The organism is Pseudomonas sp. LBUM1664 (assembly GCF_059695895.1).
Genome location: NZ_CP166791.1, coordinates 5,209,462 through 5,235,813 on the forward strand (window position 1 = coordinate 5,209,462; position 26,352 = coordinate 5,235,813).

Genomic DNA, 26,352 nt, shown 5'->3' on the forward strand with positions numbered 1-26,352 from the left:
ATCCGACAAAAAATAAGACGATCCAGCCGTCTGATGACCACTTTCCCCTATAAAAATAAAGATGAATTATGTCTATGCATGTCTCCACGCCTTTGCGGCGCGTCAGCATCCTGGCGATTGACCAGGTTTTCGCTTCCACCCTCATGCAAGCCAAGGATTTTTTCCATCTGGCCAGCCTGCGCTATGGCAAACAACTGGGCCACGGCCTGACACCGGCATTCGAAACCCGGCTGGTCAGCCCCGACGGCAAACCGGTGAACAGCTTCAGCGACGTGATCATGCCAGTGGACGGTGGCCTGGAAGATACCGATGTGATCATCCTTCCGGCCTTCTGGGATGATTTCGCCAGCCTCTGCCAACGCTATCCTCAGATCCTGCCCTGGCTGCGCGAACAACACGCCCGCGGCGCCGTACTCTGCGGCGAAGCCACCGGGGTATTCTGGCTGGCCGAGGCCGGACTGCTCGATGGCAAGGAAGCCACTACTTACTGGCGTTTCTTCAATGCCTTCAAGGAGCGCTTCCCCCAGGTGCACCTGAACCAGGACAAGCACCTGACCGACGCCGACAATCTGTTCTGCGCCGCCGGCACGACCTCGGCCTGCGACCTTTACATTTACCTCATCGAACGCTTCTGCGGCGCCAACGTGGCCCAGGCCGTGGCGCGGGATATCCTGTACGAAGTGCAGCGCAGTTACTCGCCCGGCAGAATCGGTTTCGGGGGGCAGAAACTGCACCAGGATGTGATCATCCTGCAGATCCAGCACTGGCTCGAGGAGCACTTCGCCGACAAGTTCCGCTTCGAGGACGTCGCCCGGGAACACGGCATGAGCATCCGCAACTTCATGCGCCGCTTCCAGACCGCCACGGGTGACAAGCCACTGCACTACCTGCAACGGCTGCGGATAGAAACCGCCAAGGGCCTGCTCTCCGGCAGCCGCAAAAGCATCAAGACCATCAGCTATGAAGTCGGCTACGACGATGCGAGCTTTTTTGCACGGCTGTTTCGGCAACATACCGAGCTGTCGCCGAACCAGTATCGGCAGCAGTTTCAGCAGGCGGCCTGAAACAAGGGGTGAATGCAATCCAATGTGGGGCGAACAGCCTAGCCCCCACATTGGATCTTGTGTGCGGAAGACCGGCCCTTCTTGCACATTCCTACATAAAAAGCGGAATGCAGAGCGCCTGATTACTGGATTTTGCTCACATACATCACCGGATGAGTATTTCAACATCACTCCCTGAAAACACCATCAGGGAAGAGCAACAATGACCATCGGATCAAGCTATAACTACCCATCCTTAGTCGCCAAGGAAGTCGTTCGAACCAAGCGCTCGATTGAAAACAAATGGGCAGCTCGCTTTCCAAACCCACCCGATTTGTGCTTCGACTACCGGGCGTTGGTCGAGCAGGAAAACGGCATCGCCAAGGCCACCGATCCGCAGCATAAAATTTGCATTATTGGTGCCGGCATCACCGGATTGACCGCCGCCAGAGAACTTTATCGTTGTGGCTTCACCCATATAACCCTTATAGAACAATCCAGGCGCATAGGCGGCAGACACCTGACCGTTCCTGGAAGCGCCCCCTCCAGCGCTAGCCATACACCCTTTGAAATGGGCGCCATGCGCATGCCCTTCTTCAACCAGGCGGATGAGCCACCAACAGAGGGACGGTCGCTGATGGCTTACTACGCCAAGATATTTAGCTTATCGATCTCAGACTTCGCCAATCCAGGAACCCAATGGGTCCGCTCGACCGGTATCTATCTGCGAGAGGGCAGCACGGGCGGCGGACCGAATCCGCAGATGTTGATCTGGAAAAATGAAGATGGGGAGACACCACCTCCCGGCCAGGAACTGCAAGATGTTCATGCCAAATGGAAAGCCTTTGCCGACCGTATGACTCGGCACGTCGCAGAGGCTTATGCCAGTGAAGAGTGGGAAAGCATCTGGGCCGCTATTGTCGCGAAATACGAGAACGTATCGTTTCGCGACCTGGTGAGCATGCCTCTCTTGCAAACTTGGGATAAGCGCTCGCCGGGGGATTTTGGCGGGATGGGAATGTCCGCAAAAGAGTCCGCGATTTTCTACGCAATTGGCATCGGCGACGGTAGCTGGGGCGCCTTCTACGATGTCTGCTCCCTTTATCCCCTGCGCACCGCCATTTTTGGATTCAGCAGCCAATTGCAACTGGTCCATGGTCGGGTGGGCTCGACTGGCGATCCGTTAGATTCACCCTACCTGCACAGTGAAGCCGTTTTTGACTCTATGGGGCGGAGCTTTAATAGGCCAAGGTACATCGGACTCGCGGCGCTGGACGAATGCCTGTTGTTCATGAAACCTGAGGAAAACGCAAAATCTTTCTACGAACATTGCCAGGAAAGAAACAACGGTTTGCTCACGGACTCATCCGTCACAAAATTAAGAAAACTGACCAACCAGAAAACCCGTGTCTACTTCAACCGCAAACACAGCCAACCCGAGCAAACCCAGGAGCACTTCGATGACTTCGATTCGGTCATCATGACACTGCCCTCCTGGCTGATTGAAACTCGTATCAAACTTGAAAACTTTACGCCGCAAATGCTGCCTTTCGAGACGATAAATGCCTATAAAATGGCCCACTGGGAGACCAGTTGCAAAGTCTTCGCGCCCTTGAAAAAAACATTCCTTTCGAACAACAGCAAAATCCCCCAGGCCATCGTCACCGACAGTTTCATCCACGACGTCTACACCTACCGCTATAACGAAAATTACAGCTACGACTGCATTCTCCTAAGTTACACGTGGGAGGATGACGCCACCAAACTCGCCTCATTCACCGACAAAGAACTGGTGATCAAGTGCGCCGAGGAACTGGATCGGATTCTCATGAACTCCGCCAATGTCCAGGAGAAAATTTCTCCCTACATCGGTCTTGACCAAGCCGTGGTGCACCGCTGGATGACCGATAAAAATTCGCTGGGTTGCGCAAAGCTATACCGACCCGGCACCTACTACGATGCCGTAAGCCTGATGAAGTACAACAGGGACTTCGCACACGTTTCAGGTCTGTACTTTTCCGGAGAGTCGTTTTCAGTCGATGCTGGCTGGACAGAGCCTTGCTTTCGGGGTGCTGTCGATGCGGTCATTCATATCTGCGACAAAACCGCCGCGACCTTCAATGGTGGTTTTACCATGAGTGACTATCCGCACTATAAAATCGGAACCTGACGTCCTCCTGCCCCCTGGAGCCATGCACAACGTGCATTGGCTCTACCTTCGTTACTCCCGTGCCAAGTACTGGCCCATTTATCTTGGGATACGGACTACAGCGTAAACGGAAACAGCTGACTTACGCCCCGCCCCCATTTCACCTCTTATGTGCACGCCCTTTAACTGCGTGAATAACAATAAAAAGAGGTTTTTGAAAATGAGCGAGCCAACCAGTCCTGTTCGTGTAGCAGTCGTGCAATTCGACCCACAGGTCGGCCTTAGAAATCGTGAAGATAATCTGCACCGCAGCCTTGCTCTGGCCCTGGAGGCAGTGAGCGGCGGAGCGAATCTCATCGTCCTGCCCGAGTTATCAAGTACCGGTTATTTCTTCAGCAACAGACAGGATGCGTTCGACCACTCGGAGTCAATTCCCGGCGGGCAGAGCGTGCAAGCCTGGATGGACTTCGCCCGCCAGCACAAGATTTACCTGGTGGCTGGTTTGACGGAGCGTGAAGGTATGCGGCTCTTTAACACTGGCGTTCTGGTGGGGCCTGACGGCTTTATCGGCAAGTATCGAAAAGCGCATTTATGGAACCTGGAGAAACTGTGGTTCACACCGGGTGATCTGGGCTTTCCGGTGTTCGATACACCGATAGGCCGCATAGGGTTGTTGATTTGCTGGGATATCTGGTTTCCGGAAGTGCCGCGAATTCTCAGCCAGCAAGGCGCGGACATAATTTGCAGCCTGAACAACTGGGTCTGGACGCCACCGCCTCTTTTTGATGACGCAGGCAAGTGCATGGCGTCGTACCTGACGATGACGGCAGCGCATGTAAATAACGTATTTATTGCCGCAGCAAGCCGCATAGGTGAAGAGCGAGGTGCCCGCTACCTGGGCTGTTCGTTGATCGCCGGTACCAACGGCTGGCCGATCGGTGCGGTGGCTTCTGCTGACCAACAAGAAGTCCTTTTTGCCGATATCGACCTCACCAGCTCCCGTAGCGCGGCCATCTGGAACAACTTGAATGACCTGCACCGCGATCGTCGGGCTGATCTCTACGATCAAATGCTCGGTTATACCCAGCACCCTTGCCTGCCGCGTTGATAAGGGAGCTACTCAATGGAAACTACAAGCGAAAAGCTCGAACAACGTCAGCATGCCACCCGGTCACCGCTGGATATCGCCATCATTTTGCTGATGCTCGGCGCAATATTGCTGGTCGCCTGGCTTTCATTCACTAACCGCACTTCATGGCCAGCCCACTGGCCAGACTATAGCCACATGGTCTCGAACCTGCCGCAGCCAAGTGCCTGGTTACGCTGGGTGTTGGGAGACATCAGTGAGGTTGCGTTCTACAAGCATGAGTTCGCCTCTATTGGGCTGCTTGCCGGCGCCTATCTGGCGTATCGGGCCAATCGGACGGGAAAAGCCTGGCAAGGCTTTTCCATCTGCTATGGCAGCGGCCTGTGGCCGTGGCTCGTTACCAGTTCGTTGCTTGGGCTGTTGCTGAGTAACCTGATGTGGGGTTGGACAGTAACAGCCACGGCTTGGCAGCCCACGTTTGCGGCTTTTGTTTCATTGCCTGCGGCGATGGTGCTGATGTTTGGCGGCGGTTGGAAGGTCGCGATCAACGGCGCAATCATGGGCGCTCTACTCGTCACTCCGGCGTGCTTATTGATCGTCAACTACGTCTGTAATCCACTGGGGTTGCCGGTCGTGATCGGCAATGTCTCTGGGATGGCGGTCGCCAGCGTCGTTGCGTTTCTGCTCTGTCGCTATCTGCCGAGCCTGATGAAGTCACAGGCATCGGGGAAGCCCTCCGAGCCGCCACCAGCGCCGACTACCACCAAGGTGCCTGACTATGGCGTTGTCTGGAGTTTGCGACGAGTCTTGGCAGACTTTTCGGAAGCGCCGTTTTTCGGCAATGAATGGGCCAGCCTCGGCCTGATACTGGGCGCGTTATTGGCTTTTACCTTGAACCCGATGAGTCCGGTTTACGGCTCGGGCTTGCTGCCGCAACTGATCGGTGCACAGGCATTGACATCGGCGCTGGGCGTGATGATCTGGCGTCGACAGTGGATGTTACACGGATGGTATCCCACCTACATTCCGTTGGTTTCAGTGGTGCCGGCGGCCGTTCTGACCTACGGCGGCAGTTGGCAGGTGATTGCCTCTAGCGCATTGCTGGGGGCACTGATTGCGCCACCATTGGCGTGCGCAATTGCCAAACGGTTGCCGACCGACATGCATGGCTTCATCGCAAATGTCCTGTCCATGGCCATCAGCACCTTGCTCATCATCCCGCTTATCGGATTTCTGATAGCCAACTGAGCAGCCCCCTTTACGGCTGTATTGCGGCCTCAAGGCGGATACAGCCATTTCTACTACACGCTAACGAGGTATCACATGGACCTGCCCAAACTGGCCATCGCTTCACTGGGTGGCACCGTGAGCATGCGCGCCCGGGCCGCCAGCGAAGGAGTGGTCCCGACCATCAGCGGCGAAACACTGCTGGCTTCGGTACCAGAGTTGACGGCACTGGCACGCGTCAACGTTGAAACGCTCGGGATGTTGCCCAGTGCTTCATTGAGCTTCGAGTTTTTATTGAGCGTTCTCTGCTGGGCGAATTATCAGATCGAGCAAGGCGCCGTGGGTATTGTCATCACTCAGGGAACGGACACGCTGGAAGAAACCGCCACATTTTTCGATCTACTGTGGGACCACGACGAACCACTGGTCCTAACCGGCGCCATGCGTTCGGCAGCCCAGGTAGGGGCCGACGGACCGGCGAATCTGCTGGACGCTTGTCGGGTTAGCTTGGCCAAGAACAGCTGCCGGCGTGGCGCTCAGGTGGTCATGAACGGGCAAATTCACCCCGCGCACGCTGTTCGCAAAACCGATTCGATGGCATTGCAGGCGTTTTCCTCGCCCATCGTGGGTCCGACCGGCCTGGTGGTGGAAGGTACGGTTCACTACCTGCGCCCAGCACTGCAACGCAACGTTTTGCCCTTGCCGCAACACACGACACAGAAAGTTGCCCTGTTACAGGCATCGCTGTGCGCCGACAGCCTGCTGTTGGAAAACATTCTCACACTGGGCTATGACGGGTTGGTCATTGCCGGTTTCGGTGCAGGACACCTTTCTGAAAGCTGGGCTGAGGCGATTGATGCAATTGCCAAGAAAATCCCGGTCGTTATTGCAACTCGCTGCGGCTCCGGCCCTACGGCTCATTCAACCTACGGATTCTCGGGGAGCGAGATGGATTTAATGCGCAGAGGCGCATCGATGGCTGGCTTTGCCTGTCCACGCAAAGCCAGAATCCTCCTGTGGTTACTAATTGGTTGCCAGCGACAGGATGAGTTGGCTCGCTATCTGAAAGACGATACTCGGTTTCAGTATTAATGCTTGTGGCGCGGGGCGATAAATGGGAGGCAGCCAAATAAAAAAGGCCTGCAATCGCAGGCCCTTTTTTTATCCGAATCGCCCTACGGCTTATGCGCCCGCGACAGGAATTCGTGGGATTGCATTTCCAGCAAACGACTCAAGGTCCGCTGGAACTCGAAGGTCAGGCGACCGCCGGTGTAGAGGTCCTTGAGTTCGACTTCGGCCGAGATGATCAGCTTCACGTTACGGTCGTAAAACTCGTCGACCATGTTGATGAAACGGCGGGCGATGTCGTCGGTGGTGACGCTCATCTGCTCTACGCTGCTGAGCAGCACGGCGTGGAAAATCTTGCCCAGTTCAATGTAGTCGTTCTGGCTGCGAGGACCGTCGCACAGTTCGCGGAAATCGAACCAGGCCACGTCGTCACACGTGCGGATGGCGCGAATTTCGCGATTCTCGATGATCAGCACGTCGTTTTCGACCGCCTGAGTGCATTCCGGCGTCAGGGCCCGGAAGCTCTTGCGCAGGCTTTCTTCAGCGGCGGCGTCCAGAGGGAAGTGGAACAGTTCCGCTTGTTCGAGGTGACGCAGACGGTAATCGACACCACTGTCGACGTTGACGATTTCGGTGTGCTCCTTGATCAGCGCAATGGCTGGCAGGAAACGCGCCCGTTGCAGGCCATCCTTGTAGAGACCGTCCGGTACGATGTTCGAGGTGGCGACCAGGGTCACGCCGTTCTTGAACAGCTCCTCCATCAAGGTGCCGAGAATCATGGCATCGGTGATGTCGGAAACGAAAAACTCATCGAAGCAGATCACCCGAGCTTCGTCGGAGAAACGCTTGGCGATGATGGTCAGCGGGTTCTTCTCGCCACCCAAGGTCTTCATTTCTTCGTGCACGCGCTTCATGAAGCGGTGGAAGTGCGTCCGGACCTTTTCCTTGAACGGCAGCGCCTCGAAGAAGGTGTCCACCAGGTAGGTCTTGCCACGGCCCACGCCGCCCCAGAAATACAGGCCCTTGACCGGCACCTGGTCTTTCTTGCCGAACAGTTTGCCCAACAAGCCCGGCTTGTTGTTCGACGCGGCGATCAGGTCGTCGTACAGGCGCTGCAAATGCCGCACCGCCGTTTCCTGGGCTGCGTCGTGGAAGAACTCCGGGCGTTTCAGATCAGCTTGATATCGTTCTAGGGGCGTCATATTCGTTAGCAAGGCAACAAAAACGGGCCGTCACTGTAGCGACGGCCCAGAGGAATGGCAATCGGCCCTTATTCAAGCCGATGGTCGGAGGACGCTTGGGATCAGTCTTGAGCGGGCGTCAGTGCAATGCGCAACGCATCGATGGCAGCATCCCTGGCGGCGCTGTCCGCGAAAGCAGGGCTGTCTGCCACGCAATCGCCGTCGAGCCAGACACTGAAATTCATCTCGTCGCTGCGCACGTCCAGTGGCTGGCCAGATTGCAGCTGCTTGGTCACCTGGCCTGCGGTCTTACCGTCGGCAAAATTGCGCGACAACAACAGTTGCTCGCCATCGGCCGACAACAGGCGGAAGCGGAAACTGCCATCGTCTTCGCGGAAGCTGACAAAGCGTGCAGCCTTGGCGGCTTTCTTTTTCGTGCTGGCTGCTACCTGAACCTGGCTGACAAATGAACGCAGGCCAACGGCTTCGCGCAGTTCGTTGAGGAACGGCGTCGCCACGGCCCGGGCTTTCTTCGCGCCCTGTTGCAGAATGTCTTCAAGGTCCGCCGGACGCTCGATCAACTGGTGATATCGCTCACGCGATTCACCCAGTTCGCTGTCGAGCAACTGGAACAGGCGATTCTTGGCTTCGCCCCAGCCCAGGCCCTGCAACAGTTCGCTGCGCAAATCAGCGGATTGCGCCGGGGTGGCGAAAGCCTGGAACAGCGTGAACAGGTGCGAGTTGTCCGGATCCTTGGCTTCGCCCGGTGCGCGCGAATCGGTGACGATGCGCGAGATCGCGTCCTTCATGTCTTTGGCGCTGCTGAACAACGGGATGGTGTTGTCGTAGCTCTTGGACATCTTGCGGCCATCGAGCCCCGGCAGCGTGGCGACGCTTTCTTCGATCAGCGCCTCGGGCATGGTGAAAAACTCTTTGCCTTGGCCGAACAGGTGGTTGAAGCGCTGGCCGATGTCGCGGGCCATTTCCACGTGTTGGATCTGGTCGCGGCCGACCGGCACCTTGTGGGCGTTGAACATCAGGATGTCCGCGGCCATCAGCACCGGGTAGCTGTACAAGCCCATGGTGATGCCAGCATCCGGGTCTTCGCCGGTCTCGACGTTCTTGTCCACCGAAGCCTTGTAGGCGTGGGCGCGGTTGAGCAGGCCCTTGGCGGCGACGCAGGTCAGCAGCCAGGTCAGCTCCGGAATCTCGGGAATATCGGACTGGCGATAAAAGGTCACGCGGTCCACGTCCAAGCCACCGGCCAGCCAGGTCGCGGCGATTTCCAGGCGCGAGCGCTGAATGCGCAGCGGGTCATCGCATTTGATCAGGGCGTGGTAGTCAGCCAGGAAGTAGAACGAATCGGCGTTGCTGTCACGGCTGGCGAGGATCGCCGGACGGATGGCGCCGGCATAGTTGCCCAGGTGCGGGGTGCCGGTGGTGGTGATGCCGGTCAGGATACGGGTACGAGTCGTCATGGGTTATCGCTTGTCAGACTGCTGTCAATTCGAAAGGCGCGGCAGGAGCAGATCCTTGAGATCGGTCAGCTTGCCATGAAAAAAGTGCCCGCATTCTGCCACTTTCAGCAGCTCATGGGGGCGCTGTAGCGTGTCGGACCATTCGTAAACCAACTGGGGATCGATGACTTCGTCGGTTTCCGGCTGGATTACGGTCAATTCGCCGCTCATCGGCACAGGTGACTGCGCATTCAGACGCATCACCGCCGGGGCCACCATGAACAGGTGCTTGAGCGATTGGCCCTGGGCTTCCAGCCGCCCGCCAAGGCTTGCGGCGACGAATCCGCCGAACGAAAAACCGAACAGCGTGAGGGGCAGTTGCGGGTATTTTTCACGCAGCCAATCGGCCGCGGCCTGGGCGTCGTCCACTTCGCCGGTGCCCATGTCATGGCTGCCGGCACTGGCGCCAACGCCGCGATAATTGAAACGCAACGTAACAAGGCCAGCATCGCGGGCAGTGCGTTGCAGCGTCGAAACCACTTTGTTGAGCATGGTCCCACCCTGCACCGGGTTCGGGTGGCAGATCAGCGCCAGGCCACGGGGTGCTTCGCTATCCAGGTACAAGGCTTCCAGTTGGCCCACCGGGCCATCGATGACTACAGGGGTTTCGCGCATAAGCAAGGGAAAGAACTCCGTGACCTCAAATAGGGTCGACTCGTCTAGCTAAAGTCTGTGCCTGGCATGATTGCGATGTTCTTCGCGGTATACAGCGCAGGTCCGAGCCGTTAACGTAAAGCAAAGCCGTTTATAGAGGAAGGACTCGTGGAACACTCGCTCTTAGTTTGGTTGTTGCCGACTCTTGCCCTGGTTGCCGGTGTCGCCATTGGATTCCTGCTTGCCCGACTGCTGCCCAATGCGGTGCCTAACAGCACGCAACGTCAGCTGGACGACATTCAGGAACGTTTCGACAGTTATCAGAATGAAGTGGTCACCCACTTCAACAGCACCGCTTCTCTGGTGAAGAAACTCACCCAGAGCTACCAGGACGTCCAGGATCATTTGTCCGAGGGTGCCAATCGCCTGGCCCTGGACGAGCAGACTCGCCAACGCCTGCTGGCCGCCCTGCACGCCGATGCGGCCCAGGCCCCACGGGAACGCCTGACCCCACCAAAGGATCAGGAACCGCCCCGGGACTACGCCCCCAAAGCCCCCAATTCGCCCGGCATGCTCGATGAGCATTACGGTTTGAAGAAGTAATTTTCAAGCCACACAAAAGCCCGCCCGATCCTATGATCGGGCGGGCTTTTTACTGACCAGTCCAAATCGCTCGCGAAGAGGTTTGATCCAGGCAGGGCTTTTCGTGGCCACAAAAAAACGGGGGCCATGTTTCCATGGCCCCCGCTTCATTGACCGCCCAGCGATTACGGGTATTGCTGATAAGTCTGACCCTGCTGCGCCGGCGCCTGGTACTCCTGACCGGGAATAGCCTTGAGGTTGACTTCGACACGACGGTTTTGCGCACGACCATTGACGTCGGCATTGCTGGCCACCGGATTGTCCGGGCCGGCACCGCGGGCCGTCAGGTTGGCGCCACTCACGCCCTGGGACGTCAGGTAGGTCGCCACGCTCTGCGCACGACGCTGGGACAGGTCCATGTTGTGCTGACGGCTGCCGGTGCTGTCGGTATAGCCAACGATTTCGATCTGGTTCTGGTTGAACTCCTTGAGGGAGTTGGCCAGGTTGTTCAGCGGCTGGTAGAAGCTGGACGCGATGTTTGCCGAATCGGTGGCAAAGGTGATGTTGCCTGGCATGATCAGTTTGATCTGGTCACCCTGACGCTGCACTTCAACACCGGTGTTGGCCATGCTGGCGCGCAGTTTCTTTTCCTGCTGGTCGGCGTAGTAACCGTAACCGGCTGCGGAAGCCCCCACTACCGCTGCACCGATCAACGCGCCCTTGCCACGGTTATCGTGACCGATGGCCGCACCGGCCAACGCACCCGCCAGAGCCCCGAGGCCGCCGTACTTGGCAGTCTTGCTCATGCCTGAAGATTCCGTGGAGGCTTGGCCCTGATTGTCATAAGGGTTAGGCGACGCACAGCCGGACAACAGGGCCACAGCGGTAGCGACAACGATCAAGCGACGCGAGGTGAACATGGAAATGCTCCTGGTATTTTCAGTCTGAAGTGCCAGCGCGCGGGCAACCGACTCTGGCTGGCGTTGGAACGCGACAATCGTTAAAAATTCCGTCCCGCTGCGCTGCGTTTGCCCATGGCTGACAAATAAAAATCCACACCGCTCAAGGCTTGATTACCCTACGACGATAGCAGTCCCCAGGCTCAATTTTTTTGCCATCCACGGAGCGAACTTCAAGCAGCGCTAACGGCGCGTCGTGTTCGTTATCCAGCAACACCGAATGGGTTTCCCCGACGCTGAACAGATGCCGCTCACCCCACTGGCGCATCGAAACCATGATCGGAAACACCTCACGCCCCTTCTGCGTCAACGCGTACTCCTTGTAGGCGCTGCCATCGGAGGCGGGCCTTGTCTCGAAAACCCCTACGTCCACCAGCACCTTGAGGCGCGAGGCGAGGATGTTCTTGGCCAGCCCCAGGTTCTTCTGGAATTCGCTGAACCGTCGTACATCATCGAACGCGTCTCGAATGATCAACAGGGACCAACGGTCGCCAATGACCTCGACGGCCCGGGCCACAGGGCATTCATTACTGCCCGGGGATATTTGCTCCGTCATGGCGTGCCCTTTCTCTAAATGACGTTTCTCTATGAAACGACAAAAACCAGTTGCAGATTAAAACCAGGTTAGCTAAAAATCAATTTTATGGTTTCAAAACAAAACCTGATTCAGCAAAGGATTGCCCTAATGCTCCCAAAAGCGCACACCGCTCAAACACAATCCGGCGAACCTGTCCCGCAGTCGTCGCAGGTGGGCTCGCCGAGGCTGACGCGGTCACTGACACTGCTGTTTTCCGTTAGCTGTGCGCTGGCCGTGGCGAACGTCTATTTCATCCAGCCGTTGCTCGACTCCATTGCTGAGAGCCTGCACGTTGCCCCCGGCCTGATCGGCGTCGTTGTGACCGCGACCCAGGTCGGGTATGCCGTAGGCTTGGTGTTCATCGTCGCGCTGGGGGATCTGGTCAATCGCAAGAGCCTGATGATCAGCCAGACGCTGCTGTCAGCCCTGGCGCTCACTGTCGCGGGGTGTGCCGGGCAATGGTCGGTGCTGCTGGGCGCGATGGTCATGGTAGGAATGATGGCGGTGCTGGTGCAGGTCATCGTGGCCTATGCCGCCGCTCTGGCCTCGCCACAACAGCGTGGGCAAGCCGTGGGAACAGTAACCAGCGGCGTGGTGCTGGGTATCCTGCTGGCCCGGTTGATATCGGGGGTCATCGCAGACTTGGCTGGATGGCGCGCTGTCTTCTTTGTTTCAGCGGGTCTGATGTTGGCGCTGACCGTCGTGCTCGCCAAAGCAGCACCTTCAACCAACCGGCCTCGACTCAGCACATCATATCCGGCGCTTATTGGGTCGCTTTTCAAGCTGTTCGTCACCGAGCGTGTCTTGAGGATCAGGGGCATTCTGGCCTTGCTGATCTTCGCCGCATTCAGCGTGTTGTGGACAGCCATGGTGTTGCCTCTCAGTGCGCCGCCCCTGTCGCTGTCCCACACCCAGATCGGCTTGTTCGGCCTGGCGGGAGTGGCCGCAGCCCTGGCCGCATCGAAAGCAGGACGCTGGGCCGACCGAGGCCTGGGACAACGCACCACCGGCATTGCCCTTGGCTTGTTGACGCTGTCGTGGCTGCCCACGGCGTTCGCCCAAACATCGTTACTGGCCCTGATTGTCGGCGTCATTGCGCTGGATTTCGCGGTGCAGGCCGTCCACGTCACTAGCCAGAGTCTCATCTTCGCCGCCCGTCCCGATGCGCAGAGCCGATTGGTGGGCGCTTATATGTGTTTCTACTCCATCGGCAGCGCCTTGGGGGCCGCCGCCGCAACCCAGGTTTACGCGCAATGGGGCTGGGTCGCGGTGTGCCTGTTGGGTGCGTTGATCAGTGCAACTGCCTTGGCGTACTGGGCCTGCACCGACCTTATCCCTGAACCAGAGTGCGGCTCACCCCCCTGACAATCATTTCCACCTCCCGCCCATCAACCGTCAGCGGCGGTAGCAGGCGGATGGTTTTGCCCCGGGTGACGTTGATGAGCAGGCCGTGATCCCGGGCAGCGCAGAGGGTCAGATCGCGGATCGGCTGCTTGAGCTCGATGCCGATCATCAACCCCTGGCCGCGAATCGCCAGCACGTTCGGGTTGTCCGCCAGTTCGGCACGAAGCCGGCTCAGCAACTGTTCACCCTGACGCTTGGCGTTGTCCAGGAGACCTTGCTCCTCAATGATGTCCAGCACCGTGCAGCCGACCCGGCAGGCCAGCGGATTGCCGCCGAACGTGCTGCCATGGCTGCCCGGCGTAAAAAGCTCGGCGGCCTTGCCCCGAGCCAGGCAGGCACCGATGGGCACGCCGTTGCCCAGGCCTTTGGCAAGCGTCATGACATCCGGCACGATGCCCTCGTGCTGGAACGCGAACCATTGGCCGGTGCGGCCGATACCGGTCTGGATCTCGTCGAGCATCAGCAGCCAGGCGCGCCGGGTGCACAGTTCACGCAAAGCCTTGAGATAGCCCGGCGGTGCGAGTTGCACGCCGCTTTCACCCTGGATCGGTTCCACCAGCACCGCGACGATGCGTTCGCCGTGGGTCTGCTGGAGTCTTTCCAGCGCCGCGAAGTCACCGAACGGAACCTTGATGAAATCGCCGGGCAACCGATTGAAACCCAGCCGCACCGCCGGGCCATCGCTGGCGGACAAGGTGCCCAGCGTGCGCCCGTGAAACGCATTCTCCATGACCACCACCAACGGCTGCTCAATGTCTTTGTGCCAGCCATAAAGGCGCGCCAGTTTCAGCGCGGCTTCGTTGGCCTCGGCGCCCGAGTTGCTGAAAAACACCCGCTCCAATCCTGAGAGCTGCGTCAGTTTTTGCGCCAACCGTTGCTGCCAATCGATGCTGTACAGGTTGGAGGTATGCAGCAGCAGGCCGGCCTGCTCGCTGATGGCCGCCACCAGCCGGGGGTGGGAATGCCCGACATTGGTCACCGCCACGCCCGCCACGGCATCCAGGTATTCACGACCGTCCTGATCCCACAGACGCGTACCCAAGCCATGGGTGAAATTCAGCGCCAGGGGTTGGTAAGTGGTCATCAGGCAGGCAGCAGTCATGGCATCAAGCTCCATCAGGGGTGGTTTTTTTCAGTATGGTTAGCCACCATGGCTGGATAAACACTGCTTTACTTCAATCATTTAAAAGCTGAGCTTGATAATGGATCTGTTCCAGGCAATGACTGTTTACGTGAAGGTGGTGGAAACCGGCAGCCTGACAGCGGCGGCCCTGGCGTGCGAAATGTCTACGACCATGGTAGGCAATCATCTTCGCGCACTGGAGCAACGCCTCGGTGTACGCCTGATCAACCGTACGACCCGCCGTCAGCGCCTGACTGAATTCGGCTCGTCCTATTACCAACGCTGCCTGGAAGTACTGGGGTTGGTGGCCGACTCCGAACGCCTGGCCGAGCAGACCCAAGGCGAGCCCACCGGCACCTTGCGCATTACCGCTCCGCTAACCTTCGGCACCGAACGCCTCGCGCCGGCGCTGGCCGAATTCAGCCAGCGTTGCCCGCAGGTCAAACTCGACGTGGTGCTGACCAACCAGCGCCTGGACCTGCTCGACCACGGCTTCGACGCCGCCATCCGCCTCGGCCATCCCGACTCGAAGCTGATCGCCCGCCCCTTGATGGACTACACCCTGACCATCTGCGCCTCCAAGACTTACCTGGCGCGGCGCGGCACACCAGAAAAACCCGAGGACCTGCAACACCATGACTGCCTGTCGTTCGCCTACCCCGCGGGAGACGAGTGGCACTTCGCGCAGGACCATTGGCCCATCAATGGCCCGGAGGGCGAAATCAAAGTGCCGGTGACCGGACCGATGCTGATCAACAGCTCCTCGGGCCTGCACCGCGCCGCCCTGGCCGGCATGGGCGTGGTGATGCTGCCCGACGCGCTGGTGGCGCAGGACCTCAAGGAGGGGCATCTGGTGGCGCTGCTGCTGGACTATCAACTGCTCCACCGCTCGATGAGCCTGATGTATGCCCAGGATCGCTATCGGCTGCCGAAACTGCGCAGTTTTGTCGAGTTTGCGCTGGAGAAATGGGGCAAACCTCAATCCTGAGCCGAACGATGTTGTGGCGAGGGGCTTTATCCCCGCTGGGCCGCGTAGCGGCCCCAAAAACCATTACACCCGGTGCGCCTGTCAGTGTGAGTCGACTGTCTTGGGGTTGCTGCGCAACCCAGCGGGGATAAATCCCCTCGCCACATAGGGCTATCATGGTTTGACTGAACACCGTGACCGCTAGTGGCTCCCCCGCTCCATCGGCTACTCTTCATCCTTGGACGAGCATTTTGATATCAAGGCTGATGAGGGAACGATGATGGGAGATGCCTCGAACATTGATTTGCAGCGGTTCGACCTGTCCGATCTGGACGAAAGCGTGCTGCATACCATCCTGGAGCTGGTCAGCGATGGTATCTGGGACTGGAATGCCAACACCGGGTTCGTCTACCGCAACCCCGGTTGGTACACGATGCTTGGCTACTTGCCTCACTCGCTGGACAACACCGTGCTGACTTGGGAAAGCGTGATCCACCCGGAGGATTATCCACGGGTGATGACGTTGTTCGACGACTACCTGGAACAAAGATCCCACGGCTACCAGGCCGAATACCGCTGCCGCATGCGCGACGGTTCCTACATCTGGATTGAAGATCGCGGTTACGTGATCGCCCGCAACGCCGACGGTACAGTGGCCCGCATGATCGGAGCCCATCGCAGCATCGACGACAAGAAGCGCCTGTTCGAGCAATTGGAACAGCGCAACAAGTCCCTGGAAGCCATCGTTGAAGAACGCACCCGCGAGCTGTACCGGGTCAACCACCAGCTACAGATCCAACTCGACGAGAACCGCAGGCTCGCCGAAACCGATGCCCTGACGCTGGTTGCCAACCGGTATCGCCTGGAGCAGGCCTTGCCACTGGCCTGCGAAAGAACCCAACGCTTTCGCGAACCCCTGTCATTGATCGCCATGGACATCGATGACTTCAAGGATATCAATGATCGTTACGGCCATGCTTTCGGCGACGCGGCGCTGGTGCAAGTGGTGCAGGCCGTTAAACGCTGCGAACGCAGTGGCGACCTACTGGCGCGCTGGGGCGGCGATGAATTCATCATGATCTTGCCCAACACCTCCCTGGCCGATGCCGGCCTGATGGCCAAAACCATTCGCCGTGGCCTGTCCGACCTGCTGCCGGTGGGCGACTTCCAGATCACCATGAGCTTTGGCGTGGTGCAACGGCTCGAGGATGAACAGCATGCAGCGCTGCTGGACCGTGCGGACCAGGCGCTGTATCGCGCCAAGATGGCAGGCAAGAATGTGATCTGCGAATGAATCTGCCCCCAGGCTCACCAACGAAAAAGAATGCATCTTTGAGGCGTTTGCAACGGTCATAGGTTGTAACCCTTGCAATCAGGTCTTCGCACTTGCCGACTCGATCCCCCTTGTCCCCACGTCTTTACCTGGGCTGCGCCGGCTGGTCGCTGCCCCGGGAGCAATGGCCGGCCTTTCCCGTCGAAGGCACACACTTGCAGCGCTACAGCGCCCGGTTCCCGGCCGTGGAGATCAACAGCTCGTTTTACCGCCCGCATCGCGCCGCCACCTATGCAAAGTGGGCAGACAGCGTCGCCCAGGACTTTCGGTTTTCGGTCAAAGTGCCGAAGCAGATCACCCATGAGCGGCGACTGCTCGATTGCGAGGGGCTTGTCGATGAGTTTCTCGGGCAATGCACACAGTTGGGAGAAAAACTCGGCTGCCTGTTGATTCAGTTACCGCCGTCACTGGCCTTCGATGCCGCAGTGGCCAGGGCTTTCTTCACGGCCTTGGGTGATCGTTATCAGGGGCACGCAGTGCTCGAACCCCGGCACCTGAGCTGGCTCGCGCCGCATGTCACAGCGCTGCTGCAAGACCACCACATCGGCCGCGTCGCCGCCGATCCATCGCCCTTGCCCGGTGGCGATCAGCCCGCAGGCTGGCCCGGGATCCGTTACTACCGGTTGCACGGCTCACCGCGGATTTACCATTCCCCTTACGAAGACGCCTGGCTGGAGCAACTCGCCGGACAATTGAAGGCCGATCCCGACACACCGACCTGGTGCTTATTCGACAACACGGCCAGTGGCGCAGCGGTGCCCAATGCGTTGCGCTTGAAGGATCTGATGCGCGACTGAAATCCACAACCGACAACAAATGCTGACCTGCCACCGGTTCAGCCGTGACAACACCGCCCGCGTCCAATAGATTAGGCGACCGGAAAAATGCTCAATGCCTTTCTCGCCTCATCCAGCTAACAGAAGTAGTGAAATTTCAATGTCCGATTCCAACACCGCTGAATCCGTAGTCACCCTGTCGTCCAAAGCGGAATACGAAAACTCCATCAATCTTTCACAGCATCTGCCCCAGGCCAAAAGCATCAGTGAGATGGTTCTCGATGCGTTCCAGTCGAACCGCGAAAGCGACCAGATCCGCGAGCTGCGCAATGCTATCCGCCAGGCTCACGATGCGTTCGACGATGACAAGGCCTACGAACTGATGGGCCAGCTCAAGCAGCTCAAGGACGCCGAAGCCGCCGACTTCGCAGCGCTGGAAGACCTGAGCAGCCGCTTCCCCATCAGCCGTATCCTGTCCAGCTATAAAGACGACCCGGCGTTCCAGGAACTGGTTTATGGCCTGGCCCTGAAAGTGCTGAACCAGACTCACCAAGCCATCAGCAATCCAACCGGCGCAAAAGGCAAAGCCTCACGGGCCAAGAAGGACGCAGAAGTGTTTGTCATCAGCAAGGACGGCATCAGCGTCACCCTGCCCCTGCGCACGCCACGCTCCAAGCCGAACGTCGACCGCGAGGCCTTCGAATTCCTGGGGTTCAATTTCGTGGGCGAAGGCGACGAAGCCGAGCTGGAAAGCGAAACCTTCCTGGACAACGACGGCACCGAACAACAGGCCACCCGCAAGAGCATCGTCACCGCGTTGCAGCAGCAGAAAGCCTTCGACGGCTACAGCATCGCCCAGCAATAAACCGCAGCCCGAAGCTTTTTTTGTGGGAGCGAGCCTGCTCGCGATGAGGCCGGCACCTTCAACATCCATGCAAGCTGACCCACCGCTATCGCGAGCAAGCCCGCGCCCACAGCTCGTCGCCAGCCCGGACAACGCCCATGAAAAAGCCCCGCTATTCTCACGAAGGCGGGGCTTTTTGTGCGGCGTCTGAAGCTTAAGGCGCGTAAGTCAGCAGCAACTCACTCGGCACTTTGAAGTCCAGGGACATCATGACGCTCAGGGCGGTGATGGTGAAGATCGAGAACACGAACAGCTTGCGTGCCCAGACCGTGTCATCCACCGCCTTGTAGCCGGTCCAAGCCATGTACAGCCAGTACATGCCCATGGCGGCAGCAACGGCGAGGTAGCTCATGCCGGCGTAGCCGCTGAAGGTCAGCATCAAGGTCGCCACGAGGAAGGCCAGGATGTAGAGCAGGATGTGCTTCTTGGCCACCAGGATGCCGCGTTTTACCGGCAGCACCGGAATCGAGGCTGCCAGGTAGTCGTTGAAGCGGAAGATCGCGATGGCATAGGAATGCGGCATCTGCCACAGGCTGAACATCACCAGCAGCGTCAGCGCAGCCATGTCAAAGCTGTTGCTGACCGCCACGTAGCCGATCACCGGCGGCATCGCCCCCGACAGACTGCCCACCAGCGTGCCGTGAACCGACTTGCGCTTGAGGTACAGGCTGTAGAAGCCGACGTAGATGACAAAACCAATCACTGCGAACAGCGCCGCCAACGGGTTGGCCACCCGGTACAACAGCGCCACACCGGCCACGCCCAGCACCGTAGCGAATGCCAGGGCCAGTTGCACCGGGATCAGCCCCTGGACCATCGCACGGTTTTTGGTGCGCTCCATCTTGATGTCGATGTCGCGGTCAATGCAGTTGTTGAACACGCAACCAGACGCCACCACCAGGGAAGTGCCGATCATCGCCGCCAGGAAGATGGCCAGATCGACATGCCCTTTCGAGGCCAGGAAAAACCCGCCTGCCACAGAAAGCACGTTACCGAAAATGATCCCCGGTTTGGTGATTTGGATAAAGTGCTTTAAGGACATCCGGACTTTCCTCAGTGCGCCATCATGTTGGTGTGGATGCTGAACATGATCCACAACGACAGGCCGACCAGCAGGACAATCACGATCGCGGCAAAGATAAACGCGACCACGTTGTTACGCTGGGCAGCGGAGCGGTCCAGGTGCAGGAAGTACACCAGATGCACCAGCACCTGGACCACGGCGAAGATCAGTACGATCCACAGGGTCAGGCTTTTGGGCAGCGATGGGTACATCACCAGGCCGAACGGAATGACGGTCAGGATCACCGACAGAATGAAACCGATGGCGTAGGACTTGACGCTGCCGTGGCCGGCGTCGTGGCCATCATGGGAATGTGCGTTAGCCATTTACAGGGTCCCCATCAGATAAACAACGGTGAATACGCAGATCCACACCACGTCCAGGAAGTGCCAGAACAGGCTCAGGCAGCTCAGGCGCGTCTTGTTGGTGGCAGTCAGGCCGTTTTTCTGGACCTGATACATCATGATCGCCATCCAGATCAGGCCGCTGGTCACGTGCAGACCGTGGGTGCCGACCAGGGTGAAGAACCCGGACAGGAAACCGCTGCGGTTAGGGCCGTAGCCTTCGGAGATCAGCGTGTGGAACTCGTTGATCTCCATGCCGATGAAGCCGGCACCGAACAGGAACGTCATGGCCAGCCAACCCAGTACCTGGGTTTTCTTGCCCTTGAACAACGCCAGCATGGCGAAGCCGTAGGTGATCGAGCTGAACAGCAGCAGAGCGGTTTCGCCCAGCACGTACGGCAGCTCGAAGATGTCGTGGCCCGACGGGCCACCGGCGACGTTGTTTACCAGCACCGCGTACGCCGCGAAGATCGACGCAAACAGAATGCAGTCGGTCATCAGGTAGAGCCAGAAACCGAATACGGTCATCTCGCCCGAGTCGTGGTGATGGTCATCGTGCCCATGGTCATGACCATGGGCGTGTCCAACATTGGTCACTAAGTTCGACATGGTTTAAGCCTGTTCCAACGAGGTTTCAACACGGGTAGCGGTGGCTGGGACTTTCCCGGCCGCTACCAGGCGCTTGTGCTGCTCGGCTTCGATGCGCTCGATGACATCCACCGGCACCATGTAGCCCTGATCGTCACGGGCAGCATGGATCGCGAAATACACCACGGTGCCGACCAGACCGACGATAGCCAGCCACCAGATGTGCCAGATCATCGCGAAACCGAACACGGTCAGCAGGCCGCCCATGACCACACCGGTCGCGGTGTTGTTTGGCATGTGGATCGGCTCGTACTTGGCCGGAGCCTGGTACGCGGTGCCGTTTTCCTTGGCCTCGGTGAACGGGTCGATGACGTCCGCTTTGGGCAGCACGGCAAAGTTGTAGAACGGTGGTGGCGACGAGGTCGACCATTCCAGGGTATGGGCATTCCACGGGTCGCCGTGTTCGCACATGTTCTCTGGCTTGTTGCGGTCACGCACGCTGACGTACAACTGGATCAGCTGGCAGGCGATACCACAGGCGATCAGCACCGCACCGAACATGGCGACGTACAGGTACGGCACCCACTCAGGATTGGTGGTGGTGTTCAGACGACGGGTCATGCCCATGAAGCCCAGTGCATAGAGCGGCATGAACGCGACGAAGAAGCCGGTGATCCAGAAGCCGAACGCGGCCTTGCCCCAACCTTCGTGCAGCTTGAAGCCGAACGCTTTCGGGAAGTAGAACGCAAAACCGGCGATGTAGCCGAACACCGCGCCGCCGATGATCACGTTGTGGAAGTGCGCGATCACAAACAGGCTGTTGTGCAGAACGAAGTCCGCGCCCGGGATGGCCAGCAGTACACCGGTCATGCCGCCGATGGCGAAAGTCACCATGAAGCCCAGGGTCCACATCACCTGGCTGGTGAAACGCAGCCGGCCCTGATAGATGGTGAACAGCCAGTTGAACAGCTTCACCCCCGTCGGGATCGAAATCAGCATCGTCGCCAGACCGAAGAAGGCGTTGACGCTGGCACCCGAACCCATGGTGAAGAAGTGGTGCAACCAAACCATGAAGCCCAGCACCGAGATCGCGCCACTGGCGTAGATCATCGAGTGGTGACCAAACAGTTTCTTGCCGGAGAAGGTCGAGATGACTTCGGAGAAAATCCCGAACGCCGGCAGAATCAGGATGTACACCTCGGGGTGACCCCAGGCCCAGAACAGGTTGACGTACATCATCGGATTTCCACCCAGTTCATTGGTGAAAATGTGGAAATCCATGTAACGGTCAAGCGTCAGCAGTGCCAGGGTAGCGGTCAGAATCGGGAAGGAAGCGACGATCAGCACGTTGGCCCAGGTGCAGGTCCAGGTGAAGATCGGCATGTCCATCAGCTTCATGCCAGGCGTACGCATTTTCACCACGGTGGCCAGGAAGTTGACCCCCGTCAGCGTCGTACCTAGCCCGGATAGCTGTAGCGCCCAGATGTAGTAATCCATCCCTACGCCCGGACTGTATTGCAAGCCCGACAGTGGCGGATAGGCAACCCAACCGGTCTTGGCGAATTCGCCAACGCCCAGGGACAGGTTGATCAGCACCACGCCGGACACCAGCAGCCAGAAACTCAGGGAGTTCAGGAACGGGAAGGCAACGTCACGCGCGCCGATCTGCAGCGGCACTGCAAGGTTCATCAGGCCGGTGAAGAATGGCATTGCCATGAAAATGATCATGATCACACCGTGGGCGGTGAAGATCTGGTCATAGTGTTCAGGTGGCAGGTAGCCAGGCGAACCCGCGGTGGCCATGGCCTGCTGGGTACGCATCATGATGGCGTCGGCAAAACCACGCAGCAGCATGACCATGGCGACGACGATGTACATCACGCCAATCTTCTTGTGGTCGACCGAAGTCAGCCACTCGGTCCACAGGTAGGTCCACTTCTTGAAGTAAGTGATCCCAGTGAACAGCGCCAGACCGCCGAGCGCGATGATGGCGATGGTCACCATGACAATCGGCTCGTGGAACGGGATCGCTTCCCAACTTAATTTACCAAACATCGTTTACTCCTCTGCCCCGGCAGCTGAATGCGAACTCATGTCCATCCCTTCCATGTTGTGGGCCACTTCCTTCTCGTTCTTCTCGTGGTGCATCGGCTTGCCCGGATTCATCCCTTCATATTTGTCGATGATGGTCTGGAACAGGTTCGGCGTGACCGACGAGTAGAGTTCGACTGGGTTGTTCTGGCTCGGTTTGGAAAGGGCTTCGTATTCAGCCTTTTCAAGCTGTTTAGGTGCCTTCTTCACATCGTTGACCCAGGCGTCGAAATCTTCCTGGGTCGTGGCGATTGCTTTGAACTTCATGCCGGTAAAACCCGCGCCGCTGTAGTTGGCGGAGATACCGTCGAGTTCGGCGTTCTGGTTGGCGATCAGGTGCAGCTTGGTCTGCATGCCCGCCATCGCATAGATCTGGCCGCCCAGGCCCGGGATGAAGAACGAGTTCATCACAGTGTCGGAGGTGACCTTGAAGTTGATCGGCGTGTGGGCCGGGAACACGATCTTGTTGACGGTGGCGATGCCTTGTTCCGGATAGATGAACAGCCACTTCCAGTCCATGGAGACCACTTCAATGGTGATCGGCTTGACGTCGGAATCCAGCGGACGATACGGGTCCAGGGCATGGGTCGACTTGTAGGTGATGTAACCCAGGGCAATGATGATCAGGACCGGGATCGTCCACACCGCCACTTCGATCTTGGTCGAGTGCGACCACTTCGGCGTGTACACGGCCTTGGTGTTGGACGCGCGATACTTCCAGGCGAACAGGAGGGTCATGACGATGACCGGCACGACGACCAGCAACATCAGCAGCGTGGCGGTGATGATCAGGTTTCGTTCATCCAGGCCGACCTGGCCCTTGGGATCGAGCAAGGTCATGTTGCAACCTCCCAGCAACAACGTGCCGAGCAGTGGCAACAAGCCTAGTAATCGGGGGTACCTGTTTTTACTCATCTCACGACCTCTAAAGCAGCTTGCGCAATGCAGTTGGGTTTTGATCGCCAACACTTCACCCTGCCAAGGGTTGGCATTTTCTTGGATTGAATAAGGGCTGCCCGTCGAGCGTCAGACGCTGTTCGACACATCCTGGGCCAGCAGTGAGTTCTTATTCGAATTCGTAGGTCAAAGGCCTTGTACAGCCCAATTCCATTTGGTGCGGGTAGTTGGAAGGCACCGACACCTGGGGTCGCATGGGGCGCTGACGCCCTTCGACCACCTCGTGCTCAAGCCTGAGCCGGGTCGGAAACTCGGTGCGGGCGATTGTAGTGAGCTGAAGCGCTGTAGACCATGTCTCATCCAGAAATAATTTTTATCCGATCTGGCAATAATCTCTAGCCGATATTGCAACAGTCCAGCATGTTATCGAAATTCATTCTCAACAAGAACCCCAAAAAACGTAGGTCTACTACGCCCGTTTTAGACAGTTTACTGGGGGCGATATGAGGTTTCTTGCCTGGCAAGGGCCCATTTTTCGGGGGCTGGGCCGCATGGCACTTCGCTGTTAAAAATGCCTGCTGCCTGAAGATCAGGTTCTGCGAACCAGGGCTGTGCGGGCTTTTTTTTGTTACAGGACGAGGGGCTTATCCGCGCCACGAAGGGCAGCGGGACGCAAAATGTGTGACAACATGTCGCATGTTGTCGCGGGCTATTCTTGCCCCGGATCAAGGCCAATCCGTCTCGAGACTGAAACGCAAAACGCCCCGGCTCTTCAGCAGAGAACCGGGGCGTTTTATTGAGGTGCTTCAGCGAAGGTGTTTGCGGTTACGTGACACCAGCAGCGGCACCAGCACCACGATCAGCACAAAGGCCACCAAGGCCCATTGCGCCAGGGAAAGACCCAGGATCGGTGGGTACGGGGTGGAGCAAAAGCCATCGACCTGGAAACCCAGCGGGAAGATCTTCGCCAGCGGCAGATCATCGACAATCGGCTGTAGCACGTCGATCCCGCAGCTCACCGCCGGGAAGAACTGGGTGTACACGTGATGCCCCGCCACAGCGACACCGGCCAGGGCGCAGAGCACGACAAGGCCTTCGAAAATCGTCAGGCTGCGGCGAGTGCGCATGGCCGCGCCGATGAAGGCAAAGATAGCGATCAACAACAACGCATAGCGCTGCAAGATGCACAGCGGGCACGGTGCCTCGCCGAGGGCCACCTGCATGTACAGCGCGCCGCCAATCAGCGCCAGGCAGATCAGCCCCAGCAGCACCAGATAGCGCCGCTCGCGACCTAACCGCATCATTTCCTCACTCATTGCGTTTCCCTTTGTATGCATGGATCGACTCGCGACACTTGGCGCGTTATCAGATGGCCAAAGTCTACACGCTGACCATGACAGTGAACGAGCGGCTGCCGTCAACATTGAAGGGGAATAAACAGGAAGAGGGTTAAATGCGGATTAATTCAGGCACGTGGTGAGCCCGTTGGGAGGAGTATTGAACAGATCGCCGTCATCGCGAGCAGGCTCGCGATGACGGCAACCCGACCCCACAGGTTCGCCGCTACTTTATTCCAGCGCGGCCGCCGGCCCGAAGAATTCGTAACGGCTCTGCTGATCCGGCACGCCCAGGGCCTTGAGGTGGCGCTTGACGACGCCCATGAAACCTTTAGGCCCGAGGAAGTAAGCGTCCAGGTCACGCTGTTCCGGCAGCCATTGCGCCAGTTGCTCCTCGCTCAACAACCCCACCTTGTCAGCCGCCGGGCTCATGCCATCGTCCTCGTCGTAGCAATAGAAGCGCTTGAGTTGTGGGTGCCGCTGGGCCAGGTCATCGATCCAGTCGCGGAAGGCATGTGCACGGCCGTTGCGCGCGCAGTGAATGAAATGCACCGGCCGCTCGGTTTGCAGCGCCGCCTGCAGCATTGCCAGCGTCGGGGTGATGCCGACGCCACCGCTGATCAACACCAGCGGTTTGTCGCTCGCCGTGAGGAAGAAATCCCCGGAAGGCGGGAACAGCGCAATGCTGCTGCCTACCTGAAAATGATGATGCAGGTAATTGGACACCCGCCCACCCGGCTCACGCTTGACGCTGATACGGTACTGTCCGTTGTCCGCCAGGGCCGACAGCGAATAATTGCGGCGTACTTCCTCGCCGTCCAGCATCAATCTCATACCAATGTACTGGCCTGGCTCGGCCAGCAGAATCGGACCTTTGTCCGCCGGTTCAAAGTAGAACGAGGTGATCTCCGAGCTTTCCTTCACCTTGGCTGTCAGGATGAACTCACGCTCGCCCCACCAGCCGCCCGGCGCCGCGGCTTTCTGCTCATACATGCCGGTTTCGGCAGCGATCAGGATATCGGCCAACTGGTTATAGGCCGCCCCCCACGCGGAAATCACTTCAGGGGTGGCAATCTCTTCGCCCAGCACCTCGGCAATCGCCCGCAGCAGGCACGAACCGACAATCGGGTAATGTTGTGGCTGGATCTGCAAGGCGACGTGCTTGTTGACGATTTTCGCCACCAGGTCGCCCAATTGGTCGAGCTGGTCGATGTGCCGCGCATACATCAACACGCCGTTGGCCAGGGCACGAGGTTGATCGCCGCTGGCCTGGTGAGCCTGGTTGAACAGTGGGCGCACCTGTGGATATTCCGACAGCATCATGCGATAGAAGTGAGTAATCAGCGCTTCGCCACCGCTCTCAAGCAATGGAACGGTGGAGCGGATGATGGCGCGTTCTTCTCGGCTGAGCATAAGGTTGACTCCTGGCGTCTTACCAATACAGATGCCTAGGGCTTATCAGATTTCATGCCAAATATTTTTTCGTTATTTATCAGCATTTTATAAATTATGTAGTCATATCGACACACGCGGCCTTATAG

24 protein-coding genes are annotated in these 26,352 nt (G+C 58.4%); 11 read left to right on the forward strand and 13 right to left on the reverse strand.

Going from position 1 to position 26,352, the window contains the following annotated elements:
* Positions 1–167 precede the first annotated feature (167 nt).
* From ACA047_RS24335 to ACA047_RS24355, 5 genes are all read left to right on the forward strand, one after another.
* Entirely contained in the window at positions 168–1,064 is an 897-nt protein-coding gene (locus ACA047_RS24335) for a GlxA family transcriptional regulator (protein ID WP_497360526.1), read from the forward strand.
* Positions 1,065–1,266: 202 nt separating this feature from the next.
* On the forward strand, positions 1,267–3,213 hold the full coding sequence (locus ACA047_RS24340) for a flavin monoamine oxidase family protein (protein WP_497353724.1): 1,947 nt from the start codon (positions 1,267–1,269) through the stop codon (positions 3,211–3,213).
* Between the two features lie 199 nt (positions 3,214–3,412).
* Positions 3,413–4,300 carry a nitrilase family protein gene (locus ACA047_RS24345; protein WP_497353726.1) on the forward strand — a complete coding sequence of 296 codons (888 nt, stop codon included), beginning with the start codon at positions 3,413–3,415 and terminating at the stop codon, positions 4,298–4,300.
* A gap of 15 nt (positions 4,301–4,315) precedes the next feature.
* Entirely contained in the window at positions 4,316–5,527 is a 1,212-nt protein-coding gene (locus tag ACA047_RS24350; protein ID WP_497353728.1) for a hypothetical protein, read from the forward strand.
* Positions 5,528–5,602: 75 nt separating this feature from the next.
* Entirely contained in the window at positions 5,603–6,598 is a 996-nt protein-coding gene (locus ACA047_RS24355) for an asparaginase (RefSeq protein WP_497353730.1), read from the forward strand.
* Between the two features lie 83 nt (positions 6,599–6,681).
* On the opposite strand, the gene zapE is transcribed toward ACA047_RS24355, so the two are convergent.
* The 3 genes from zapE to ACA047_RS24370 form a co-directional block, all read right to left on the reverse strand.
* Complete coding sequence (gene zapE / locus ACA047_RS24360) at positions 6,682–7,776, reverse strand: cell division protein ZapE (RefSeq protein ID WP_497353732.1); 1,095 nt, start codon at positions 7,774–7,776, stop codon at positions 6,682–6,684.
* Between the two features lie 101 nt (positions 7,777–7,877).
* Positions 7,878–9,233, reverse strand: a complete 1,356-nt coding sequence (locus ACA047_RS24365) for a tryptophan--tRNA ligase (RefSeq protein WP_497353734.1) — start codon at positions 9,231–9,233, stop codon at positions 7,878–7,880.
* Between the two features lie 24 nt (positions 9,234–9,257).
* On the reverse strand, positions 9,258–9,887 hold the full coding sequence (locus ACA047_RS24370) for an alpha/beta hydrolase (RefSeq protein ID WP_497360528.1): 630 nt from the start codon (positions 9,885–9,887) through the stop codon (positions 9,258–9,260).
* A gap of 147 nt (positions 9,888–10,034) precedes the next feature.
* Between ACA047_RS24370 and ACA047_RS24375 the strand changes: the two genes are divergently transcribed.
* On the forward strand, positions 10,035–10,469 hold the full coding sequence (locus ACA047_RS24375) for a Z-ring associated ZapG family protein (protein WP_025215418.1): 435 nt from the start codon (positions 10,035–10,037) through the stop codon (positions 10,467–10,469).
* 164 nt (positions 10,470–10,633) lie between these two features.
* Here the strand turns inward: ACA047_RS24375 and ACA047_RS24380 are convergent, their stop codons facing one another.
* Both ACA047_RS24380 and ACA047_RS24385 read right to left on the reverse strand, forming a co-directional pair.
* Entirely contained in the window at positions 10,634–11,368 is a 735-nt protein-coding gene (locus ACA047_RS24380) for a YiaD family glycine zipper/OmpA-like lipoprotein (protein WP_497353736.1), read from the reverse strand.
* A gap of 142 nt (positions 11,369–11,510) precedes the next feature.
* Positions 11,511–11,963 carry a winged helix-turn-helix transcriptional regulator gene (locus ACA047_RS24385; RefSeq protein ID WP_497353738.1) on the reverse strand — a complete coding sequence of 151 codons (453 nt, stop codon included), beginning with the start codon at positions 11,961–11,963 and terminating at the stop codon, positions 11,511–11,513.
* A gap of 129 nt (positions 11,964–12,092) precedes the next feature.
* Here ACA047_RS24385 and ACA047_RS24390 point away from each other — a divergent pair, with 129 nt between their 5' ends.
* The gene (locus ACA047_RS24390; protein WP_497353740.1) at positions 12,093–13,349 is read left to right on the forward strand and encodes an MFS transporter; all 1,257 of its coding nucleotides are present in this window, start codon (positions 12,093–12,095) and stop codon (positions 13,347–13,349) included.
* Here the strand turns inward: ACA047_RS24390 and ACA047_RS24395 are convergent.
* Positions 13,315–14,490: an acetylornithine transaminase gene (locus ACA047_RS24395; RefSeq protein WP_497353742.1), complete on the reverse strand. Its 1,176-nt coding sequence runs from the start codon at positions 14,488–14,490 to the stop codon at positions 13,315–13,317. The genes ACA047_RS24390 and ACA047_RS24395 overlap by 35 nt on opposite strands.
* Positions 14,491–14,590: 100 nt before the next feature.
* Between ACA047_RS24395 and ACA047_RS24400 the strand changes: the two genes are divergently transcribed.
* The 4 genes from ACA047_RS24400 to ACA047_RS24415 all read left to right on the forward strand — a co-directional run bounded on the left by ACA047_RS24400 (position 14,591) and on the right by ACA047_RS24415 (position 18,452).
* Positions 14,591–15,499: a LysR family transcriptional regulator gene (locus tag ACA047_RS24400; protein ID WP_497353744.1), complete on the forward strand. Its 909-nt coding sequence runs from the start codon at positions 14,591–14,593 to the stop codon at positions 15,497–15,499.
* A gap of 259 nt (positions 15,500–15,758) precedes the next feature.
* The gene (locus tag ACA047_RS24405; RefSeq protein WP_497360530.1) at positions 15,759–16,772 is read left to right on the forward strand and encodes a sensor domain-containing diguanylate cyclase; all 1,014 of its coding nucleotides are present in this window, start codon (positions 15,759–15,761) and stop codon (positions 16,770–16,772) included.
* Between the two features lie 92 nt (positions 16,773–16,864).
* On the forward strand, positions 16,865–17,608 hold the full coding sequence (locus tag ACA047_RS24410) for a DUF72 domain-containing protein (protein WP_497353746.1): 744 nt from the start codon (positions 16,865–16,867) through the stop codon (positions 17,606–17,608).
* 139 nt (positions 17,609–17,747) lie between these two features.
* Positions 17,748–18,452: a hypothetical protein gene (locus ACA047_RS24415; protein ID WP_497353748.1), complete on the forward strand. Its 705-nt coding sequence runs from the start codon at positions 17,748–17,750 to the stop codon at positions 18,450–18,452.
* A gap of 193 nt (positions 18,453–18,645) precedes the next feature.
* On the opposite strand, the gene cyoE is transcribed toward ACA047_RS24415, so the two are convergent.
* The 7 genes from cyoE to hmpA all read right to left on the reverse strand — a co-directional run bounded on the left by cyoE (position 18,646) and on the right by hmpA (position 26,224).
* Positions 18,646–19,533, reverse strand: coding sequence for a heme o synthase (gene cyoE, locus ACA047_RS24420; RefSeq protein ID WP_497353750.1), 888 nt, complete (start codon positions 19,531–19,533; stop codon positions 18,646–18,648).
* 11 nt (positions 19,534–19,544) lie between these two features.
* Entirely contained in the window at positions 19,545–19,880 is a 336-nt protein-coding gene (gene cyoD, locus ACA047_RS24425; protein WP_058543612.1) for a cytochrome o ubiquinol oxidase subunit IV, read from the reverse strand.
* Positions 19,881–20,507 carry a cytochrome o ubiquinol oxidase subunit III gene (locus ACA047_RS24430; protein ID WP_497353752.1) on the reverse strand — a complete coding sequence of 209 codons (627 nt, stop codon included), beginning with the start codon at positions 20,505–20,507 and terminating at the stop codon, positions 19,881–19,883. It abuts the gene before it with no gap.
* Positions 20,508–20,510: 3 nt separating this feature from the next.
* A complete protein-coding gene (cyoB, locus tag ACA047_RS24435) occupies positions 20,511–22,541 on the reverse strand; it encodes a cytochrome o ubiquinol oxidase subunit I (RefSeq protein ID WP_497353754.1) in 2,031 nt (676 codons plus the stop codon).
* Between the two features lie 3 nt (positions 22,542–22,544).
* Positions 22,545–23,492: a ubiquinol oxidase subunit II gene (gene cyoA / locus ACA047_RS24440; RefSeq protein ID WP_497353756.1), complete on the reverse strand. Its 948-nt coding sequence runs from the start codon at positions 23,490–23,492 to the stop codon at positions 22,545–22,547.
* A gap of 788 nt (positions 23,493–24,280) precedes the next feature.
* Positions 24,281–24,790 carry a disulfide bond formation protein B gene (locus ACA047_RS24445; protein WP_497353758.1) on the reverse strand — a complete coding sequence of 170 codons (510 nt, stop codon included), beginning with the start codon at positions 24,788–24,790 and terminating at the stop codon, positions 24,281–24,283.
* A gap of 252 nt (positions 24,791–25,042) precedes the next feature.
* Positions 25,043–26,224 (reverse strand): NO-inducible flavohemoprotein, encoded by a 1,182-nt coding sequence (gene hmpA / locus ACA047_RS24450; protein ID WP_497353760.1) that lies wholly within the window; start codon positions 26,222–26,224, stop codon positions 25,043–25,045.
* Positions 26,225–26,352: the final 128 nt, after the last annotated feature.

What these genes read in the sequence shown, in the direction of transcription:
- ACA047_RS24380 (WP_497353736.1), bottom strand. Translation starts at nt 11,368, where the DNA reads ATGTTCACCTCGCGTCGCTTGATCGTTGTCGCTACCGCTGTGGCCCTG.
- ACA047_RS24350 (WP_497353728.1), top strand. Translation starts at nt 4,316, where the DNA reads ATGGAAACTACAAGCGAAAAGCTCGAACAACGTCAGCATGCCACCCGG.
- hmpA (WP_497353760.1), bottom strand. Translation starts at nt 26,224, where the DNA reads ATGCTCAGCCGAGAAGAACGCGCCATCATCCGCTCCACCGTTCCATTG.
- ACA047_RS24340 (WP_497353724.1), top strand. Translation starts at nt 1,267, where the DNA reads ATGACCATCGGATCAAGCTATAACTACCCATCCTTAGTCGCCAAGGAA.
- cyoE (WP_497353750.1), bottom strand. Translation starts at nt 19,533, where the DNA reads ATGTCCTTAAAGCACTTTATCCAAATCACCAAACCGGGGATCATTTTC.
- ACA047_RS24390 (WP_497353740.1), top strand. Translation starts at nt 12,093, where the DNA reads ATGCTCCCAAAAGCGCACACCGCTCAAACACAATCCGGCGAACCTGTC.
- ACA047_RS24355 (WP_497353730.1), top strand. Translation starts at nt 5,603, where the DNA reads ATGGACCTGCCCAAACTGGCCATCGCTTCACTGGGTGGCACCGTGAGC.
- ACA047_RS24370 (WP_497360528.1), bottom strand. Translation starts at nt 9,887, where the DNA reads ATGCGCGAAACCCCTGTAGTCATCGATGGCCCGGTGGGCCAACTGGAA.
- ACA047_RS24385 (WP_497353738.1), bottom strand. Translation starts at nt 11,963, where the DNA reads ATGACGGAGCAAATATCCCCGGGCAGTAATGAATGCCCTGTGGCCCGG.
- cyoD (WP_058543612.1), bottom strand. Translation starts at nt 19,880, where the DNA reads ATGGCTAACGCACATTCCCATGATGGCCACGACGCCGGCCACGGCAGC.
- ACA047_RS24400 (WP_497353744.1), top strand. Translation starts at nt 14,591, where the DNA reads ATGGATCTGTTCCAGGCAATGACTGTTTACGTGAAGGTGGTGGAAACC.
- cyoA (WP_497353756.1), bottom strand. Translation starts at nt 23,492, where the DNA reads ATGAGTAAAAACAGGTACCCCCGATTACTAGGCTTGTTGCCACTGCTC.
- ACA047_RS24365 (WP_497353734.1), bottom strand. Translation starts at nt 9,233, where the DNA reads ATGACGACTCGTACCCGTATCCTGACCGGCATCACCACCACCGGCACC.
- ACA047_RS24430 (WP_497353752.1), bottom strand. Translation starts at nt 20,507, where the DNA reads ATGTCGAACTTAGTGACCAATGTTGGACACGCCCATGGTCATGACCAT.
- ACA047_RS24445 (WP_497353758.1), bottom strand. Translation starts at nt 24,790, where the DNA reads ATGAGTGAGGAAATGATGCGGTTAGGTCGCGAGCGGCGCTATCTGGTG.
- ACA047_RS24405 (WP_497360530.1), top strand. Translation starts at nt 15,759, where the DNA reads ATGGGAGATGCCTCGAACATTGATTTGCAGCGGTTCGACCTGTCCGAT.
- ACA047_RS24395 (WP_497353742.1), bottom strand. Translation starts at nt 14,490, where the DNA reads ATGACTGCTGCCTGCCTGATGACCACTTACCAACCCCTGGCGCTGAAT.
- cyoB (WP_497353754.1), bottom strand. Translation starts at nt 22,541, where the DNA reads ATGTTTGGTAAATTAAGTTGGGAAGCGATCCCGTTCCACGAGCCGATT.
- ACA047_RS24415 (WP_497353748.1), top strand. Translation starts at nt 17,748, where the DNA reads ATGTCCGATTCCAACACCGCTGAATCCGTAGTCACCCTGTCGTCCAAA.
- zapE (WP_497353732.1), bottom strand. Translation starts at nt 7,776, where the DNA reads ATGACGCCCCTAGAACGATATCAAGCTGATCTGAAACGCCCGGAGTTC.
- ACA047_RS24345 (WP_497353726.1), top strand. Translation starts at nt 3,413, where the DNA reads ATGAGCGAGCCAACCAGTCCTGTTCGTGTAGCAGTCGTGCAATTCGAC.